The following is a 20,384-nucleotide window of genomic DNA, read 5'->3' as shown; positions in this document are numbered from 1 at the left end:
TTGTGAAGGAAGCGGAGGAGAGTCACCTTTTATTAGTGGACATGCATCACATCATTTCCGACGGGGTGTCCGTGAATACGCTCATCTTCGAGTTTTGTGAGCTGTACGACAACCGGACGCTTGACCCGCTGCGGATTCAATATAAAGACTACGCCGTCTGGCAAAAGGCATTCAAACAAGGGGAGACGTACAAAAGACAGGAGGCCTATTGGCTGAAGCAGCTCGATGGCGAGCTGCCGGTGCTGGATCTGCCGGCCGACAACGCCCGCCCGGCGGTGCGAAGCTTTGCGGGTGATACAGTGTCCCGCACGCTTGATGCGGAAACGACGGCGGGCCTATACAAGATCGCCCGCGACAACGGATGCACCCTTTATATGGTGCTTCTCGCCGCATACAGCACACTTCTTACCCGTCTCAGCGGACAGGAGGACATCATCATCGGTTCGCCGATCGCAGGAAGGCCGCACAAAGACTTAGAGCCTGTCATCGGCATGTTTGTCAACACGCTGGCGATCAGAACGCATCCAACAGAAAACAAAAGTTTCACTGATTTCTTAAGAGATGTCCGCCAAACGGCGCTTGAGGCATTCGAGCATCAGGATTATCCGTTTGAGGAGCTTGTCGACCGGCTCGACGTCGTTCGTGATATGAGCCGCAACCCGCTGTTTGACGTCATGTTCGTTCTGCAAAATATGGAACGGGAATCACTCACTCTGCATGACTTGCATTTGGCGACTGTAGCTCATAACGCCCATAAAGTCTCTAAGTTTGATATGACTCTTTATGCAGCTGAAGAAGATCAAGGGACAATCCGTTTTGATGTTGAATTCAATACAGACATCTATCAAGAACAGACGATCAAGAAATGGCTTTCCTACTATATTCGTATTCTCAAACATGTGATCGAACATCAGAACATTCATCTCGGAGACATTCATGTATTGGATGAACATGAGACAAACGAATTGATTCACACATTTAATCAGACAAATCAAGACTACCCGAAATACGAAACGATCAGCCGTTTATTTGAACATCAAGCTGCCAAAACACCTCACGCCCCGGCTGTTATACATGATAGTCAAACTTTGACTTACCGGGAACTAAACGAACGGGCCAACAGAATAGCCGCTGCGCTTCGAGCAAATGGCGTCGGTTCGGAATGTGTTGTCGCACTATTAACAAATCGTACTCCTGAACTTGCAGTCGGAATTCTCGGCATTTTAAAAGCCGGCGGAGCCTATCTTCCCGTCACTGAAGACATGCCGACAGAACGGCTGGAATGGATGTTGTCTGACAGCAAAGCAGATATTCTCCTCCAATCAGATCAATTAGAATGTCCTATTGCTGGAAAACGGTTATTCATAGAAGACATCCAGTTTGAGACTGGAATTTCAGCAAGCAATCCCGAACAGCAGGGCGATCCTGATTCTCTCGCTTATATCATGTATACATCCGGATCAACCGGCACGCCAAAAGGCGTAATGGTTGAACAGCGCGGTGTCGTCCGCCTCGTGAAAAACAGCGATATGGCGTTTACACCTGAAGACAGGCTTTTATTGACTGCGTCATTGGGATTTGACGCGATGACATTTGAAATATTCGGACCGCTATTAAACGGCGCTCGTTTATACATCAGTGACAAAGAAACCTATTTAGATTCCGATCAGCTTAAAACATTCATACAGTATAACGGAATCACGACTTTATGGCTGACATCATCCTTATTTAATCAATTATCAGAACAAAATGAACGAACATTTTCCGACCTGTCCAGATTAATTATCGGCGGAGAAGTCCTGTCGCCAAACCATGTCAACCGCGTACACAACGCGTCGCCAGACCTCGCGCTATGGAATGGTTACGGTCCCACGGAAAATACAACATTCTCAACTTGCTTCCGGATCGAACACGAGTATAGGCATTCCATTCCGATCGGCCGCCCAATCTCTAATTCAACCGCTTATATTGTCAACAGCCGCGGGACATTGCAGCCCATTGGTGTGATCGGAGAATTATGCGTTGGCGGGGATGGACTAGCCAGAGGCTACTTCGGAAGACCTGAACTGACGAAAGAAAAATTTGTGCCAAATCCCTTCGCATCTGGTGAACGAATGTACCGTACCGGTGATTTGGCCCGCTGGCTGCCGAACGGGACGATTGAATATATCGGCCGGATGGACGATCAAGTAAAAATTCGCGGCTACCGGATTGAGCTGGGAGAAATTGAAACAGCATTGCGGCAGATTGACGGTGTCAAAGAAGCCGCCGTCATCGTGCGAACCGGCCCCTCGGGTCACAAAGAACTCCTTGCCTATATGAGCCTGCAAGCGGAAATGGATATTGAGAAAGTCAGATCTCTTCTTTCTCAACAATTGCCTGGGTTTATGGTTCCGGCGCATTTGATTGAGCTTGCCGCCTTGCCTCTGACACAAAACGGAAAGCTTGACAGAAGAGCGCTGCCTGAACCGGAGACCACAACGCACAACACCGCATACGCCCCTCCGCGCAATCAGCTGGAGGAACGGCTTGCCGTGATCTGGCAAGAGGTTCTCGGCGTTGATAAAGTCGGTATAGAGGATTCATTTTTTGAACTGGGAGGCGATTCGATTAAAGCCCTCCAAGTATCTGCGCGTCTCGGACGTTTTGACTTGAAAATCACGGCAAGCGACTTATTACGCCATCCAACTATTAAAGAAACCGCACCTTTCATCCGCAAGACTGAGAGAAGTATAGATCAGCGGCCGATTGAAGGCGAAGTTCCTTGGACGCCCGTTCAGCGCTGGTTCCTCGCGCAGCATATTGAAGAGCGGCAGCATTTCAACCAATCTGTCATGCTTCACAGCTCAGAAGGATTTCAGGAACAGCCGCTACGAACGGCTTTACAGCATCTTGTTATCCATCATGATGCCCTCCGCATGACAATCAGTGATGACGGTGGACGACTGCAGCAATTTAACAGAGGGATTCACGGAGAACTTTACAGCCTGAACATAAGAGACCTTTCTAAAACAGCACAATGGGAGAACATGATTGAAGACGAAGTCGCTGATTTGCAGCGCAGTATCCATTTGCAAAAAGGCCCACTGTTAAAAGCAGGCTTGTTCAACACAAGATCGGGAGCTTATTTATTTCTTACCATTCATCATTTGGTCGTCGACGGGGTCTCATGGCGGATTTTGCTTGAGGATTTATCGGCGGCATACAGTCAGGCGGCCGCAGGACAACCGGTCCAGCTTCCGCGGAAAACGGACTCATACCAATATTTTGCAAATCGGCTTTCGGAATACGCAGAGAGCAGCAAGATCATTCGCGAACAATCATATTGGCGCACTGTTGAAGAAGAAAAAGCGGCTTTACTTCCTTGTGAAAAACCGCAAAGCGCTGCGGAAAACATTCGGAAAACGGTAAGCTTTACCCTTTCAGAAGAAGACACGCACGTTTTAATCCACAAGGTCAACAACGCCTACAGCACAGACACCCAGGATATTCTGCTGACGGCCGCATCATTAGCTCTGTGTAATTGGCTGGGAGAAAGAAAACTGCGTATTGCGATGGAAGGACACGGAAGGGAACAGATTCTTCCTGAATTGGACATCAGCCGGACGGTCGGCTGGTTCACTTCAATGTATCCTGTATTGATTGATTTACACGCAGCTGAAGGCAAGCTGGGAACGGCGATAAAAACAGTCAAAGATACGCTCGGCAGAATACCGGACAAAGGAATTGGATACGGCATTTTAAAATATTTAACAGCACCTGAAAACAAAACAATTCGGTTTGGCAAAGTGCCTGAAATCGGGTTTAACTATTTAGGACAATTCAATGATACGGAACGCCAACAAATGTTCAGCTTTTCGGGGCTTGCAAGCGGGAAAGACATTACACCTACATGGCAGCGCGAGCAAACGCTGGAGATGAGCGCCATGGTAAGGCAAAATCAGCTGTATTTCAATTTGAGCTATCCGCCAAGCCGGTTCCAAACAAAAACAATGAAACAGCTGCTGCACATGGTGAAACATGATTTGCACCAAATCATCAAACATTGCGCATATAAACAAGAAACAGAAAAAACGGTCAGCGATTTTAGCAGCCAATCGTTAACAGCGGAAGATTTGGACAGTATTGCGAGCTTTGTCGAAGAACTGTAGAAACAGGAGGCAGGGAGAAAATATGACAAAAAAGCATGAGATTCAGGATATTTATCCGCTTTCTTATATGCAGGAAGGCATGCTATTTCACAACCTTCTCAAAAAGGACTCACAGGCATACGTCGAACAGGCCTCATTTTCAATGACAGGAAAGGTTGACACAGACATTTTTCAGAAAAGCATCGCTGTTCTGTGCGCCCGGCATGACATTTTCAGAACGATTTTTGTCAGTCAGAATGTATCCGTTCCACAGCAGGTCGTCTTAAAAGAACGGACGATCACCGTTGAAGAAAAAGATCTGACTCATTTGGACCGATCCAGCCAGCTCGCATTGATTGATGACATCAAAAAAACAGACAGGGCTAAAGGGTTTCATTTGCAAAAAGACGGGCTGATGCGCGTGATTCTTCTCAAAAGAGGTAATCGCGAATTTACATGCATATGGAGCTTCCATCACATCATCATGGACGGCTGGTGCCTCGGGATTATCCTAAAGGAGTTTTTCCATATATACGCTTCCCTTTTGCACCAAGCACCATTAAAGCTTGAGCCTGCTGTGCCTTACGGGACTTATATTCAATGGCTGATGGAGCAGGACAAAAAAGCAGCCGCCCGATACTGGGAGCGGTATCTTGAAGGATTTGACCAGCAGAGCGGGCTGCCAAAGCAAGAAAAAGCGGGCGCCAAAAACAGTCAAGAAGAAGTCACTTTTTCCCTTTCAAAAACAGATACAGCCAAGCTGAAAGAGCTGGCCGCAAAGGAAGAGGTCACACTGAGCACCATTTTTCACACGCTTTGGGGAATTTTGCTGCAAGCTTATAACCAGACGAATGATGCGGTTTTCGGTTCGGTTATTTCCGGCAGGCCGTCTGAAATTGCAGGGATAGAGCGGATGATCGGCCTTTTCATTAACACGGTGCCGGTGCGGGTTACCGGTACAAAAGTGCCTTTTGTGAAACTGATCAAACAAGTGCAAAAAGATGTGCTCAATGGGCAGCCGTACAGCTACCACCCACTCTATGAGATACAGGCGGAATCTGCCGTCAAACAAGGCTTAATCGACCATATTCTTGTTTTTGAAAATTATCCTGTTGAAAAAGAAATCGCCCTGCTGAACAACGAACAAAATGCAGAGGATCTGTTTCACATTCATGATTTCAACATGGAAGACGAGACCAACTACAGCTTTTATCTAATGGTGGCACCGGGTGAAGACATTCATCTCAAAATGAGATTTGATTCCGGTGTCCATGAACGTTCTTTCATCGAAAGCGTCAAAGGCCACTTGCAGCATATTATCGCACAAGTGCTGCAAAATCCGAATTTGTCCCCGGAGGAATTGATGATCACAACACAGCAGGAACAAGAAAACCTGCTCAGCACATTGAAAATAGAGACTAAACCGCGCAAATATGAAACGATACAGTCTATGTTCGAACATCAGGCGGCACAATCGCCTGATGAAAAAGCCATTTACTACGAAGGGCAGTCGATCACCTACAAGGAGCTGAATGAAACGGCCAACAAACTTGCGCGCCTTCTCCGTAAACGGGGTGTCAAACGCCAGGAGCCGGTGGCGATCATGGTCGAACGATCTCCCGCTTTAGCGGCGGGAATCCTCGGCATTATAAAAGCGGGTGCGGCTTTCGTTCCGATTGACATGAGCCATCCTGCTGAACGTATTCGCTATTGTATAGAAAACAGCGGCTGTCAGCACATTGTATCGCAGCGCAATTTGGCGGCTGTTGCAAAACCAGCCGAAACAAAACGATCTGTGACTTTCATAGAAGAAGCTGATGTGGAAAGAGACGGAAGCAATGTCGAGACGGTAAACACAGCGGAGGATTTGCTTTACATCATGTACACATCAGGGACAACGGGAAAACCGAAGGGCGTTTTATTTGAACATCGAAATATGGCCAATTTACTCAACGACCAATTTGAAAACTCAAGTATTGATTTCAAAACAAATGTGCTGCAGTATGCATCTTGTGCGTTTGACGTCTGCTATCAAGAACTGTTCACCACCTTGCTTAGCGGCGGCACGCTTTGCATCGCCCCTGAATCAATCAAGCGTGACCCAGCTCAGTTGTTTTTGTTGATCAATACGCAGCAAACAGAAGTCGTTTTTTTCCCGACGGCTTTTGTGAAAATGCTTTTCAATGAAGAACACTATGCGAACAATTTTCCAAGCTGTGTCAAGCATGTCATTACAGCGGGAGAGCAATTGACGGTTTCGCATATTTTCAAGGCACTGCTAAAGCGGCGCGGCATACGCTTGCATAATCATTACGGGCCGGCGGAAACCCATGTCGTCTCAACATGTACCATTCATCCTGAGGGCGACATCCCGGATGCTCCGCCGATCGGTAAACCGATCAGCCATAACGCCATGTATATTCTTGACAAAAACAAACGGCTGCAGCCCCGCGGTGTAGCGGGGGAGCTATATATATCCGGAGAGAGCGTCGGGAGAGGGTATGTCAACAATCCAGTCTTGACAAAACAGAAATTTTTGCCCGATCCGTTTAGAGCGGGAGCCGTCATGTATCGAACAGGAGATATCGCAAGGCTTCGCACAGACGGACAAATCGACTATATCGGCCGGACCGATGATCAAGTAAAAATCAGGGGTTACCGGGTTGAACCGAAGGAAATTGAGGTGACATTGGCGAATCATCCTGCTGTTAAGGAAGCGGTTGTCCTTGTTCAGAAAGACAGTGAAGGGGAACATGAATTGTGCGCATACTACAGCACGCGAAAACCGATCGACCCTTCTGCATTACGTCACGATTTGGCCGACGTCATCCCTGACTACATGATGCCTGTAAAATGGACTGCTGTGCAAACGATTCCGCATACCGTAAATGGAAAAGTCGACAAAAGCGCCCTCCCAGAACCAACATCATCTGCTTCACATCAGTCATACGCCGCACCTCGCAATTTGAACGAGCTCAGGCTTTCACAACTTTGGGAAGATGTACTGAAAAGGGGGCCAGTCGGTATCCGCGACAACTTTTTTGAAATGGGCGGCCATTCTTTAAAAGCAACATCGCTCATCTCTCGCATCGCCAAAGAATGGAACGTTCAGATTCCATTAAGCGATGTCTTTGCTCATCCGACCGTTGAAGGGTTGGCAGCTGTCATCAGTGAAGCGGAGGAAAACCCGTTTGCCTCGATTCAGCAAGTACGGACGAAGGAGACATATCCGGTATCTTCCGCACAAAAACGGATGTATGTTCTGCACCAGCTTGACAGCGGAGGAGTCAGCTACAACATTCCGGCCGTTTTGGAGCTGACAGGCGAACTAGACCGACTGAGGGTAGAAGCTGTATTTCGAGAACTGATTCGCCGGCATGAACCCCTTAGGACATCATTCGAAGCAGGAGAAGACGGCGAGCCGGTGCAGCGGATTCATGAAAAGGTGCCGTTTGAATTTCTGAGCGAATCTTCATCTGAATCATTTATCCGGCCGTTTGATCTTGGAAAGGCTCCGCTTTTCAGGGCAGGCATTGTGACCATTGAAAAAGGACGATATCTGCTTTTGGTGGACATGCACCATATTATTTCAGACGGTGTCTCCATCCAATTGCTCATGCGGGAATTTAGCGAGCTGTATAAAGGACATGAACTGGCCCCGTTACGCATTCAATATAAAGACTATGCCTCATGGCAGGAAACATTCAAAACAAGCGACATATACAAGCGGCAAGAATCGTATTGGCTCATACAACTGGCCGGGGAGCTGCCAGTGCTCGAATTGCCGACGGACAAACCGCGTCCCGCGGCAAAAAGCTTTGCAGGTGACAGGGTAACGTTTTTGATCAGTCAAGAGCTTACATCACGTTTAAAACAGCTCGCAGGAGAAAACAGGTGCACGCTGTATATGACGCTTCTTGGGATATACACCGTTTTATTATCACGGCTAAGCGGGCAGGAAGAGATCATCGTCGGTTCGCCGATCGCGGGCAGACCGCATGCTGATCTTGAATCCGTGCTCGGAATGTTTGTGAACACATTGGCTTTTCGAACACATCCGGTGAACGGAATATCATTCAAAAAATATTTGCAGGACATTCGAGAAACAGCTCTTGAAGCCTATGAACATCAGGATTATCCGTTAGAGGAGCTGGTTGACCGGCTCGCTGTTCAGCGGGAGATGAGCCGAAACCCGCTCTTTGACACAACGTTTGCACTGCAAAATATGGAGCGGCAAGAGCTGTTGATGGATGGCATTGAGCTTCGGCAGAAAGATATCAGCCATCCGATTTCTAAATTCGACCTGTCGCTGTATATGGCAGAAAACGGCGGACAATTATACTGTCAGTTTGAATACAGTACAGATTTGTTTGAACGGGAAACGATTCAAAAATGGGCCGACTTTTTTAAAACTTTAGCCCAAAACGCTGCACAGCATCCTGAGCTGGAGCTGGATCAGTTATCAATGCTGTCGAAAAAGGAAGAAAGCGCACTTCTCCAAAACTTCAGCCCGATGCAAAAAATCGATTTCCCGCTGGATCAGCCGCTTTATCATCAGCTCGAACAGCAGGCGGAAAAGACGCCTGACCGAACGGCCGTTTTGGCAGATGGCGTCTCCATTTCCTACAGAGAACTGAATGAACGAGCCAACCAAATCGCTTGGAAGCTGATTGGCCGCGGCATTCAACAGGAAGATGTGATTGCCGTGATGGGCAGACGTTCACCGGATATGCTGATTGGGATTTATGGCATTTTAAAAGCGGGAGCTGCTTATTTGCCGATCGACCCGGACTATCCTAAAGAACGGATCCATTTTTTAATAGAGGACAGCGGTGCAAAGATCCTGCTTGCAGAATCTAATCTTGCCGAAGCATCGATGTTTGAGGGAACCATTTTGCCGCTGGATGACGGCCGCGAGAATCACAGAGAAGCGGCAGCCAACCCGAAACTCCCGGTGCCGCCCGATGCCTTAGCCTATATCATCTATACATCCGGCTCAACGGGACGCCCAAAAGGTGTCATGGTGGAACACAGGTCCGCGGTCAACTTTTTATACTCACTGCAAACCCGCTACCAGCTGAACGACTCGGACATGATTCTGCACAAAACGTCTTACTCGTTTGACGCTTCAATATGGGAGCTGTTCTGGTGGCCGTTTGCTGGGGCTTCTGTTTATCTGCTTCCTCAAGGAGGGGAAAAAGATCCCGAAATCATCTTAAAAGCGCTGGAGGAAAAGCAAATTACAGCGGCTCATTTTGTCCCTTCTATGCTTCACTCATTCTTGGAATACATTAATAATAGAAAAAAACCGGCCAACATCGGACATTTAAAAAGAGTTTTTGCAGGCGGCGAGCAGCTGGGAGCGCACCTCATCTCCCGTTTTCATAAGCTTCTGCCGAAGGTGGAATTGACAAATTCCTATGGACCGACGGAAGCGACGGTAGAAGCGGCATACTTTGATGTTCCTAAAAGGAAAGTGCTTCACCATGTCCCGATCGGCCGATCAGGACACAATATGAGACTCTATATTTTAAATCAAAAGCGGCAGCTTCTGCCGTTCGGGTGTCGAGGAGAATTGTATATCGCAGGCGCGGGCGTCGCAAGGGGCTACTTGAATCGGCCGGAACTGACGAAAGAACGGTTTCTCGATGATCCGTTTTATCGAGGGGAACGCATGTATCAAACAGGCGATCTGGCGAGATGGCTTCCGGACGGCGCCGTTGAATGGCTGGGCCGCACGGACAGCCAGGTGAAAATCCGCGGCTACCGGATCGAACCGGGAGAAGTCGAAGCGGTGCTTCGCCAGATCGACGGTGTGCGGGAAGCGGCGATTGTCGCCCGGACAGAAGGGGAGGAAACTGAGCTTTATGCCTATATTGAAGGGCAAAACCAACAAACTGTAAAGGTAGAGCTGGCCAAGCGGCTGCCGTCTTACATGATCCCTTCGTCCTTCATCGAGATGAAAGAGTGGCCTGTCACTCCGAGCGGAAAGCTCGACCGCAAGGCACTGCCAGCTCCCGGCGGAGCGGCTGAACACCGCGGTTACACCGCACCGCGAACCATCACGGAAATGAAGCTTGCCGAGCTTTGGGAAGAGGTGCTGAAAAACGGCCCTGCCGGCATCGATGATCACTTTTTCGAACAAGGCGGCCACTCGCTGAAGGCGACAGCGCTCGTTTCCCGCATTGCCAAAGCGTTTGGCGTGCAGGTGCCGCTGAAGGAGATCTTCGCCAAGCCGACACTGAAAGAGCTCGCAGCCGTGATTCAGGAATTGGATGAGAGTCCATATGCAGCGATTGAACCGGCGGACAAACAGGACACCTATCCGGTGTCCTCGGCGCAAAAGCGCATGTACGTGCTTCAGCAGCTTGACGAAGACGGCACAGGCTACAATATGCCGGCGGCGCTTAAACTGACAGGACCGCTCGACCGCGCGCGGCTTGATGAGGTATTCAGGCAGTTGATCCGCCGCCACGAATCGCTCGGGACGTCGTTTGAAACCGGGGCTGACGGTGAGCCCGTCCAGCGCATCCATGATGATGTCCCGTTTACACTCACAGAGTTGGCATCGGCTGAAGACTTTGTCTGTCCGTTCCTGCTTCAAGAAGCGCCGCTTTTCCGCGCCGCTCTTGTGAAGGAAGCGGCGGACTGCCATCTTTTATTGGTGGACATGCATCACATCATTTCCGACGGGGTGTCTGTCGGCACCTTGATCCGCGAATTCAGCGAGCTGTACGACAACCGGACGCTTGACCCGCTGCGGATTCAATATAAAGACTACGCCGTCTGGCAAAAGGCATTCAAACAAGGGGAGACTTACAAAAGACAGGAGGCCTATTGGCTGAAGCAGCTCGATGGCGAGCTGCCGGTGCTGGATCTGCCGGCCGACAACGCCCGCCCGGCGGTGCGAAGTTTTGCCGGAGACCACGTGTCATTTTCACTTGATTCGGACACTTCAGCCGGCCTTTACAAGATCGCCCGCGACAACGGCTGTACCCTTTATATGGTGCTTCTGGCCACATACAGCACGCTGCTTGCGCGTCTCAGCGGACAGGAGGACATCATCATCGGTTCACCGATCGCAGGGCGACCGCACAAAGACTTAGAGCCTGTCATCGGGATGTTTGTCAACACAATGGTAATGAGGACCTATCCGACAGAAAACAAACGTTTCACTGATTTCTTAAGAGATGTCCGCCAAACGGCACTTGAGGCATTCGAACATCAGGATTATCCGTTTGAGGAGCTTGTCGACCGGCTCGACGTCGTCCGTGATATGAGCCGCAATCCGCTGTTTGACGCTATGCTCGTCGTACAAAATATGGAGCATCAAGAGCTTCTCCTGGACGGACTGCATATTCAGCCTGCCGATATGTCTCCGACTGTGTCAAAGTTTGATCTGACACTGCAAGTTTCAGAAGGGGATGAATGCATACATTTTCGGTTTGAATATGCATCATCCTTGTTTAAACAAGAGACGATCGAGCGCTGGACATCGCATTTTATGACAATGCTTCAGCACATAGTCCATGCGCCGCAGACAACACTGCAAGCGATCAGCATGCTGACTGCTAATGAACAGCAGCTGCTGATGACAAGCTTCAACAGGATCACAGAACAACACCGCCCTAACACAACTGTTCATGAATTGTTCACCCGCCAGGCGGCAAAATCGCCGAGTGCAACAGCTCTCATCACTCGGGAAGGCGCGCTCACTTATCAAGAATTAGACGAATGGTCAAATAAAATAGCCAGAACTTTGCAAGACCGCGGGATTGGTCCGGATCTCGCTGTAGGTATCATGATTCCCAAATCAACAGGCTTAATCGCGGCCATCCTCGGAACTTGGAAATCCGGAGGCGCCTATGTCCCAATTGACCTTTCATATCCGGACGAACGCAAACGGTATGTATTGGCCGACAGCGGAGCAAAACTGCTGATCACCGATCGCAAGGCATATCATCAAGTACCTGATGGTTTTAAAGGTGAAGTACTGCTGATTGAAGATGTACGGGAACAGGACACCACACCTATTTTATCTGCTGCTGAACCTGATCATTTGGCTTATATCATCTATACATCCGGTACGACGGGCGAGCCAAAAGGCGTTATGGTTGAACACAGGGGAGTCGCTCATACACTTCAGTGGCGAAGCGCTTTTTATGAATTTCATGACAATGATACCGCGCTTCAGCTTTCCTCTTTTTCCTTTGACGCATTTGTCACAAGTATGTTTGCACCGCTTATATCAGGAGCACAAATCGTCATCCCGGCTGAAGAAGAAGCGAAAGACATTCTTGCCATTAAACAATACCTGGCCCATTACGGCATTACACATATGAATCTTATTCCGATTCTGTATCGGACACTGCTTGACGTACTGCAGCCGGAAGATACACAAACACTGCAAGTTGTCGCATTAGGGGGAGAAGCGATTGACCGGAGTTTGCTGGATCGAAGCTTCTCGATCTGCCCCGGCACAGAAATTGCCAATGAATACGGACCGACAGAAAACAGCATCACATCCACTGCGGCCAGACGGTTAAAACGTCAGGAAAACGTCACGATCGGCAGGCCGATCGATCATACACATGTTTATATTTTAAAAGGAAATCACTTGCAGCCTATCGGTGTTACCGGAGAACTTTGCATTACAGGTCCGGGGCTTGCAAGAGGCTATATCAATCTTCCTGAGCAAACGGCTCAAGCTTTCGTTCGAGATCCGTTCCATCCAGATCAGCGTATGTATCGGACGGGGGATTTGGCGAAATGGCTGCCGGACGGCACATTGCAGTATGTCGGCAGGATGGATGAACAAGTCAAAATCAGAGGCCACCGGATAGAGATAAAAGAAGTGGAGGCGGCTCTCTCCAGCCTTGCCGGAGTAAAAAAAGCAGCTGTGGTCGATTCCGTTACCGCAGCGGGGTATAAGGAACTGTGCGCTTATCTTGTTGTTGAAGGCGGCACAGATTGTGGTATGCTGCGCAAAGCGTTGGCAAAAAAAGTGCCGGCTTACATGGTTCCGGCGTTTTTCCAAACGCTTGATCAACTGCCAATAACGCCAAACGGGAAACTGGATAAGCGTGCACTAGCAAAGATCCCGCACAAGGCGCAGATTAGACAAACATTTACTGCTCCGGACACTGATATTGAAAAAGAATTGGCTGCTATCTGGTGCGGGGTGCTCGGTGTGGACAAGATCGGAATTGATGAATCATTTTTTGAGCTTGGCGGAGATTCCATTAAGGCATTGCAAGTCTCAGCGAGATTGCATCAATCTGGAAAACAATTGGCCGTAAAAGATATCTTCAGCCATCCGACAATCCAAGAATTGGCGCCATATGTCCGTTCATCGCAACAACCGATCAGCCAAGCATCTGTTGAAGGCGAGGTTAAGTGGTCACCGGTGCAAAAATGGTTCCTGTCTCAAGATATGAAAGAAGCCCACCATTTTAATCAGTCGGTTATGCTGCATCGGACAAATCCGTTAGATGAAGATGCATTGAGGAAAACGCTAAAAGCGATAACCGTCCATCACGATGCACTCCGGCTGATATGTGCCAAAGATGAACGAGAGAACTTGCGCCTGTACAATCGTCCAGCGAACATCGGGGAGGATCAGCTTTTCAACCTGCGAATCGTCAATCTGACCGGCGCGTCAAAAGACAATGAACACATCATCAAACACCAAGTTCGTGAACTGCAAAAAGCAATGGACTTGGAAAATGGACCGCTGGTGCAAGCTGGGCTTTTCCGCTCAAGCGAAGGAGATGACTTGTTTCTTTCAATCCATCACCTGGCTGTCGACGGCATATCATGGCGGATTATCTTGGAAGACTTGGCATCCGGCTATGAGCAGGCGATTCGCGGAGATGACATAGCACTCCCGCCAAAAACCGCATCGTTCCAAACATATACCGAGCAATTAACCAAGTATGCAGAAAGCCGGCGGCTATTACAGCAAGCAGACTATTGGCGCGCCATCGAACAACATGAAACGGTTGCACTGCCAAAAGAGCAGACACATATCGACAAATCCGCTTTGAAAAAACGAAACACCGTATCATTTACTTTAGCTCAACAAGAAACAGACGCGCTCCTAAAGGATGTGCACAATACTTACAATACGGATACCCAAGACTTGCTTTTGGCCTCAGCCGTACTCGCTATTCAGCAATGGGCGCCGCAGAAGGCGCTAAAAATCGCGCTTGAAGGGCACGGCCGTCAATCTGAGGCCGCACATCACGATATCAGCCGAACCGTAGGCTGGTTTACTTCCATATATCCAGTCTTGCTTCAACTTGAACCCAATACATGGGATGACCATCATGAAGAATATATGATCCGCACATTAAAAATAACAAAAGACACGTTAAGACGGATACCTGACAAAGGATTTGGATACGGCGTTCTCAAATATATGACACCGCCCGAAAAAGCAAAGATCAAATTCGGCAAAGCACCTGATATCACCTTTAACTATCTAGGGCAATTTGAAATCGCAAACCGTACGCAAACCGAAACAGAACAGCTTGATGCGTTTACATTTTCTCCTTTGGGGGGCGGCGAGGATATCTCCGGCACTTGGAAGCGTGAACAGTCGCTGGACATCAGTGCACTCATTGCTGAAGGCAAACTGACCGTAAACATGACATATGAAACCAATCGTTTTCAAAAAGAAACCATTGAACGGCTTTCCCAAGATTGCCAGTACTATCTCAGAAAGCTGATGAACCATTGCCTCAGCAAGACTGAAACAGAGAAAACCGTCAGCGACTTTGATGATCGCGAGCTGACCGAGGAAGCTTTAAAAAATATAACCGACTTACTTGGATTCCATTAAACGAGCGGAGGGAAACAATGGATCATACACAAAAAATCCAAAACATTTATCCTTTAAGCCACATGCAGGAAGGAATGCTTTTTCATTCTTTCCTGCAAGACGAAGGGGCCGCATATATAGAACAGTCCGTCTTCACAATAAGAGGTCAGCTCCATTTAGACTGGTTCAAACAAAGTGTACAATCGATCATCGACCGCCACGACATTTTCAGAACGGTTTTTTTGCCCCATGTTGCCGGACTGAAAGAGCCGCGCCAGGTCGTTTTACGCGATCGATCCTTTCAGTTGCATGCTGAAGACTTGATGGGAATGCTAGAAACTGATCAAACCGCATATATCAACCAGTTTAAAGAGCGGGACAGACAGAAAGGCTTCGATCTGCAAAAAGATATGCTGATGCGGATTTCTCTGTTCAAAACGGCGCCGGAAAAACACGTGTGTATATGGAGCCATCACCACATCTTAATGGACGGCTGGTGTCTCGGGATCGTGCTGCAAGAATTTATGCAGTTGTACGAAGCCATCTATACGGGTGAATCTGTGCCTTTAAAACCTGTCCAGCCATACAGCGCATATATTTCCTGGTTGTATGATCAGGACAAAGATAAAGCCAAGGAATACTGGAAAAACTACTTGACAGACTTCAATGCGCCAACAGGGCTTCCGAGAGTGTCTGCAAAACCTGCGGAACAGGGATATCGGCAAAAAGAGCGGATGTTTTCATTAGACCGAAAGTTGACGACGAGACTCAAAACAATCGCCAAACAGCATGGAGCCACACTCGCCACTCTCATACAAACCGTGTGGGGCTTGCTGCTCCAGCGCTATAACCGGACAGATGATGTCGTCTTCGGCTCTGTCGTATCCGGCCGTCCTTCCGTGATTCCGGGTGTTGAGAAGATGATCGGTTTATTTATCAATACCATTCCGGTACGAATCAAGATCGAGAGCGAAAATGAAACCTTTTCAGAGCTGCTTCGCCGCTCCCAAAAAGAAAGGCTTGCTCAAGACATGTTCAGCTTTTATCCATTGGCTGACATTCAGTCGCATACTGCATTCAAACAGAATATCATCGACCATATTTTCGTTTTTGAAAACTACCCTTTGCAGCAGCAAATGCAATCGGCAAACCGTGCCGAATCACCGCTTCAGATCGAAAATGTCAAAGTTTCGGAGCAATCAGGTTACAACTTCAATCTAATGATTGCGCCGGATGATGAACTCGTCATCAAGTTCAGCTACAATGCAAACGTTTATGATGAATCATGGATTGACTGTGTGAGGGGCCACTTGCTAGAAGCCTTGCGAAGAGCGGCGGAGGACACCGATATCCCCGCCTCCAAGCTGCCGATGCTCGCGCCTGACGAAAAAGCCCGGATCATCGGGGAATTCAACGATACAAAAACAGATTACGACACGAACAAAACAATCGCTGACTTGTTTTCCAATCAAGTTGAGAAAACGCCGGAGCATATCGCACTACATGCCGGCGGATTGACGATGACATACCGGGAGCTGGATCAAACATCCACTGCATGGGCCCGCATCTTCCAAGAACAAGGCTTAAAGAAAAACGGAATTGCCGGAATCTTAGCAGAGCATTCACCTGAATTCATCATCGGTGTTCTTGCCGTTTTAAAAGCAGGCGGCGCCTATCTCCCGCTTGATGCCGAACTGCCCCCTGAACGGATCAGCTACATGCTGAAAGAAAGCGGAGCGGACGTATTGGCCGTTCAGAAAGGACTCAAGACTGACATTGATTTTCCTAAAAAAGTGGTGATATCCAAGAAAGCGCAATTGGCATCCGACCGGAATTTAACCATCGATACCCGCCCGGATGATTTGGCCTATATCATGTATACATCAGGTTCGACAGGCAAACCAAAGGGCGTGATGATCTCGCACCGCAATGTCGTATCGCTGATCTCAAACAGCAATTACACATCAGCCGATACAAATGACCGATTGATCCTAACCGGTTCACTCGGCTTTGACGCCATCACGTTTGAAATATTCGGAGCGCTCCTGAAAGGAGCTTGCCTCCATGTCATTGACCGCTCGACGATGTTGACTCCTGCCCGTTTTGGCAGTTATTTGCTTAACCATGATATCACAGTGCTGTTTTTAACAACGGCTCTCTTTAACCAGCTGGCACAAGCCCAGCCGGATATGTTTTCAGGACTTACCACTTTATATGTCGGCGGGGAAGCTTTGACGCCTGCACTGATGAATACGGTCAGACATCGGTGCCCAAACCTGAAGCTTTATAACATATATGGTCCGACGGAAAATACAACATTCTCTACATTTTATGAAATCAAGCAAGATTTTTCACAAGCGATTCCAATCGGGAAACCAATCAGCAATTCAAATGCCTTTATTGTTGACGAGAGCGGACAGCTTGCGCCGATCGGCGTTCCTGGCGAACTTTGCGTCGGCGGCGATGGGGTTGCAAAAGGATATTTGCACAGACCAGATTTGACGAGTGAAGCATTTGTACAGCATCCGTTTCAACCAGGGAAAAAAATGTACAAAACCGGAGATCTGGCACGATGGCTGCCAGACGGCAACTTAGAATATATCAGCCGGATGGACCGGCAAATCAAAATTCGCGGCAAACGAACAGAACCGGCTGAAATAGAAGCACGGCTCATCGAGATTGAAGGCGTTCAAGAAGCAGCTGTCACCATTGAAGAAAAAAGTGAAGAAGTGCTCCTTACCGCATATTATGTAAGCAATGACCAAACAGAGGAGAAGACGATTCGTTCATTATTATCAAGACTGCTTCCCAACTATATGATTCCCCATGAATGGGTTAAATTAGACCGTATGCCTCTTACGGCAAACGGCAAAATCGACCGTCGCGCGCTCCCCGCGCCTGATCAAAAGACGGCTTTGAAACAGATCGTGCCGCCAAAAAACTGGGTCGAAAGAGAACTGATTGACATATGGAAACCTATCCTTGGCGTGAAGGAACTCGGTATTGAAGATGACTTTTTCGAACTTGGCGGTCATTCGCTAAAGGCTCTGCAAGTCATTCACCAGCTGAAAAACAGCCAAGGGATCGATATTCCGATTGAATTATTATTCGAGAATCCGACAATTGAACAATTGGCCGAAAAGCTGTTTTCGCATGAGCTGCGCGTATCGGCCGTGCAGCATGTCAGCAAACTGAATCCGCCGACCGGAGTGAACCTTTTCTGTTTTCCTCCCATTTCGGGCTTCGGCATATTTTATAAAGATCTCGCTGCAAAGCTAAACGGTAAAGCGACCGTGTACGGATTTAACTTTATTGAAGAAGACAGCCGTATTGAACAGTACATGAACAACATCATTGAAATCCAGCCTCAAGGTCCATATATCCTGCTGGGATATTCAGCGGGAGGCAACACGGTATTTGAGATTGTAAAAGAAATGGAAAATCGCGGTTTGGAGGTCAGCGATCTTATTATTGTCGATGCGTATCAAAAGAAACAAGCATTGCCGCCTCAGCCAAGCAGCGCCTTGGCAGAAAATGTTCCCGCTCACCTCAGGGAAGCAGTCATCAAAAAGACGACAAACTATCAAAAATATTGGGCACAATTAATCAATGACGGCCATATCAACGCAAACATTCACTTTATTGAAGCCGGCATTCAAACGGATCAAGGCGACAGATTCACATTGCAAAAATGGGCTGACGCCACAACAAGAACCTATCAAGAGTATAAGGGAGCCGGGCCGCATCAAGATATGTTCGAAACGGCCTTTCTGTCAAAAAACGCCGAGATCATTCAACATATCCTCACAAACAGCGGCAAACATGCAGAGCATTCTCGGTAATCGAAACGCTCCAGATCTAAGCCGACATTTAGAGTTCTAAAGCGATTTCTTCAGCTTTAGGACTTTTTTCTTTCGAATCATCATAAGCTGTAGAGAACAGACAAGACCCGGCTGAACCTGTGGCAGAAAGCAGGATAAGCAGCTACTTAACTTACGGATTCTCACAAAAAATAAATGAATACGCTTTCAAATTCCATTTCAGACGCTGATGAATATGAAAGGGGGCGTTTTTTTGTTTCAAAAATTGCTTATCGCCAATCGCGGCGAAATCGCACTACGGATCATCCGAACTTGTCAACGGCTCGGTATTCAGACGGCTGCCGTCTACTCTGAAGCCGATGCGGAGGCCCTGCATGTTAAAGCTGCAGATGAAGCCTGGCTGATCGGCAAACCGCGGGTCAGTGAAAGCTATTTAAATATCGAAAAAATCATCGAAACCGCTAAAAAAGCGGGGGTCTGTGCCATCCATCCGGGATACGGTTTGCTTTCAGAGAACAGCCGTTTTGCCGAAAGGTGTCTGCAGGAAAATATCACGTTTATCGGTCCGCCGTCTGAGGTGATCGCCAAAATGGGAAGCAAAATTGAAGCGAGACAGGCGATGGAACAAGCCGGGGTTCCTGTTGTTCCCGGCGTGACAAAAAGCTTGTCCGGTCTGAATGAGGCCCTGGCTCTTGCCGAATCCATCGGCTATCCCGTGATGCTCAAGGCTTCTTTTGGAGGCGGCGGCATCGGAATGCAGCTGATCCGTAATGAAAGCGAATTAGAAAAAGCATATGAAGGCAGCCAAAAACGAGCCGCCGATTTTTTCGGAGACGGAGCTATGTACATCGAGAAATACATCGAGCATGCTAGACATATCGAGATTCAGATTTTAACAGACGAATACGGAAATGCCGTCTATCTTTGGGAACGGGACTGTTCGATTCAGAGACGTCAGCAAAAAATCATCGAAGAGGCACCTGCTCCGTTATTCGATGAAAACATGCGCACGAAGCTCGGTGAAGCGGCCGTCAAAGCTGCGCTGTCGATCGGCTATGTCAATGCCGGAACAATCGAGTTTTTAGTAGACAAGGAGAATCATTTTTATTTTCTTGAGATGAATACCCGTCTGCAAGTCGAACACCCGGTGACAGAGGAAATTACAGGGCTCGATCTTGTCGAAGAACAGCTCAATATCGCAGCAGGAAAACCAATTTCGTATAAGCAGAAAGACATTCGGCGGGACGGACATGCGATCGAAGTCAGAATCTGTGCAGAAGATCCGAAAACATTTTTCCCTTCGCCGGGGCGGATCACTGACCTTAAGCTGCCTGAGCAACCGAATGTCCGTCATGAATGCGCAGCAGCCCCAGGTATGAACATCACCCCGTATTACGACCCGATGATCGCCAAGATGATCGTCAAAGGAAGCAGCAGAGATGAAGCCATCCGCACATTGGCCGAAGCGCTCTCACAATATCAAGTGAAAGGCATTAAAACGAACATTCCGCTGCTTGAAGACATCGTACGTTCTGACGAATTCCGAAAAGGCGGGGTGCAAACCGATTTTATCAATCGCTATCAGTCAAAATGAAATCAAGGAGGCGTGCC

General features: G+C 48.2%; 4 protein-coding genes. All 4 read left to right on the top strand.

From position 1 onward, the window contains the following. On the top strand, positions 1 to 4,151 hold a 4,151-nt coding region (locus BTA31_RS17965), incomplete at its 5' end, for a non-ribosomal peptide synthetase (RefSeq protein ID WP_142243757.1). Between the two features lie 22 nt (positions 4,152 to 4,173). Then, on the top strand, positions 4,174 to 14,973 hold the full coding sequence (locus BTA31_RS17960; protein ID WP_076793388.1) for a non-ribosomal peptide synthetase: 10,800 nt from the start codon (positions 4,174 to 4,176) through the stop codon (positions 14,971 to 14,973). A 17-nt stretch (positions 14,974 to 14,990) separates the two neighbouring features. After that, positions 14,991 to 18,794, top strand: a complete 3,804-nt coding sequence (locus BTA31_RS17955; RefSeq protein ID WP_076793387.1) for a non-ribosomal peptide synthetase — start codon at positions 14,991 to 14,993, stop codon at positions 18,792 to 18,794. A 232-nt stretch (positions 18,795 to 19,026) separates the two neighbouring features. Beyond that, positions 19,027 to 20,367, top strand: coding sequence for an acetyl-CoA carboxylase biotin carboxylase subunit (locus BTA31_RS17950; protein ID WP_076793386.1), 1,341 nt, complete (start codon positions 19,027 to 19,029; stop codon positions 20,365 to 20,367). Positions 20,368 to 20,384 lie beyond the last annotated feature (17 nt).

The sequence above is a fragment of the Bacillus haynesii genome (genome assembly GCF_001969855.1).
GTDB lineage: Bacteria > Bacillota > Bacilli > Bacillales > Bacillaceae > Bacillus > Bacillus haynesii.
The sequence above is the reverse complement of the archived record's forward strand: the minus strand, read 5'-3'. Positions and strand labels throughout refer to the sequence as shown.

Excerpts from the sequence above, each read along its gene's own strand:
- BTA31_RS17960 (WP_076793388.1), top strand. The coding sequence starts at position 4,174 with ATGACAAAAAAGCATGAGATTCAGGATATTTATCCGCTTTCTTATATG.
- BTA31_RS17955 (WP_076793387.1), top strand. The coding sequence starts at position 14,991 with ATGGATCATACACAAAAAATCCAAAACATTTATCCTTTAAGCCACATG.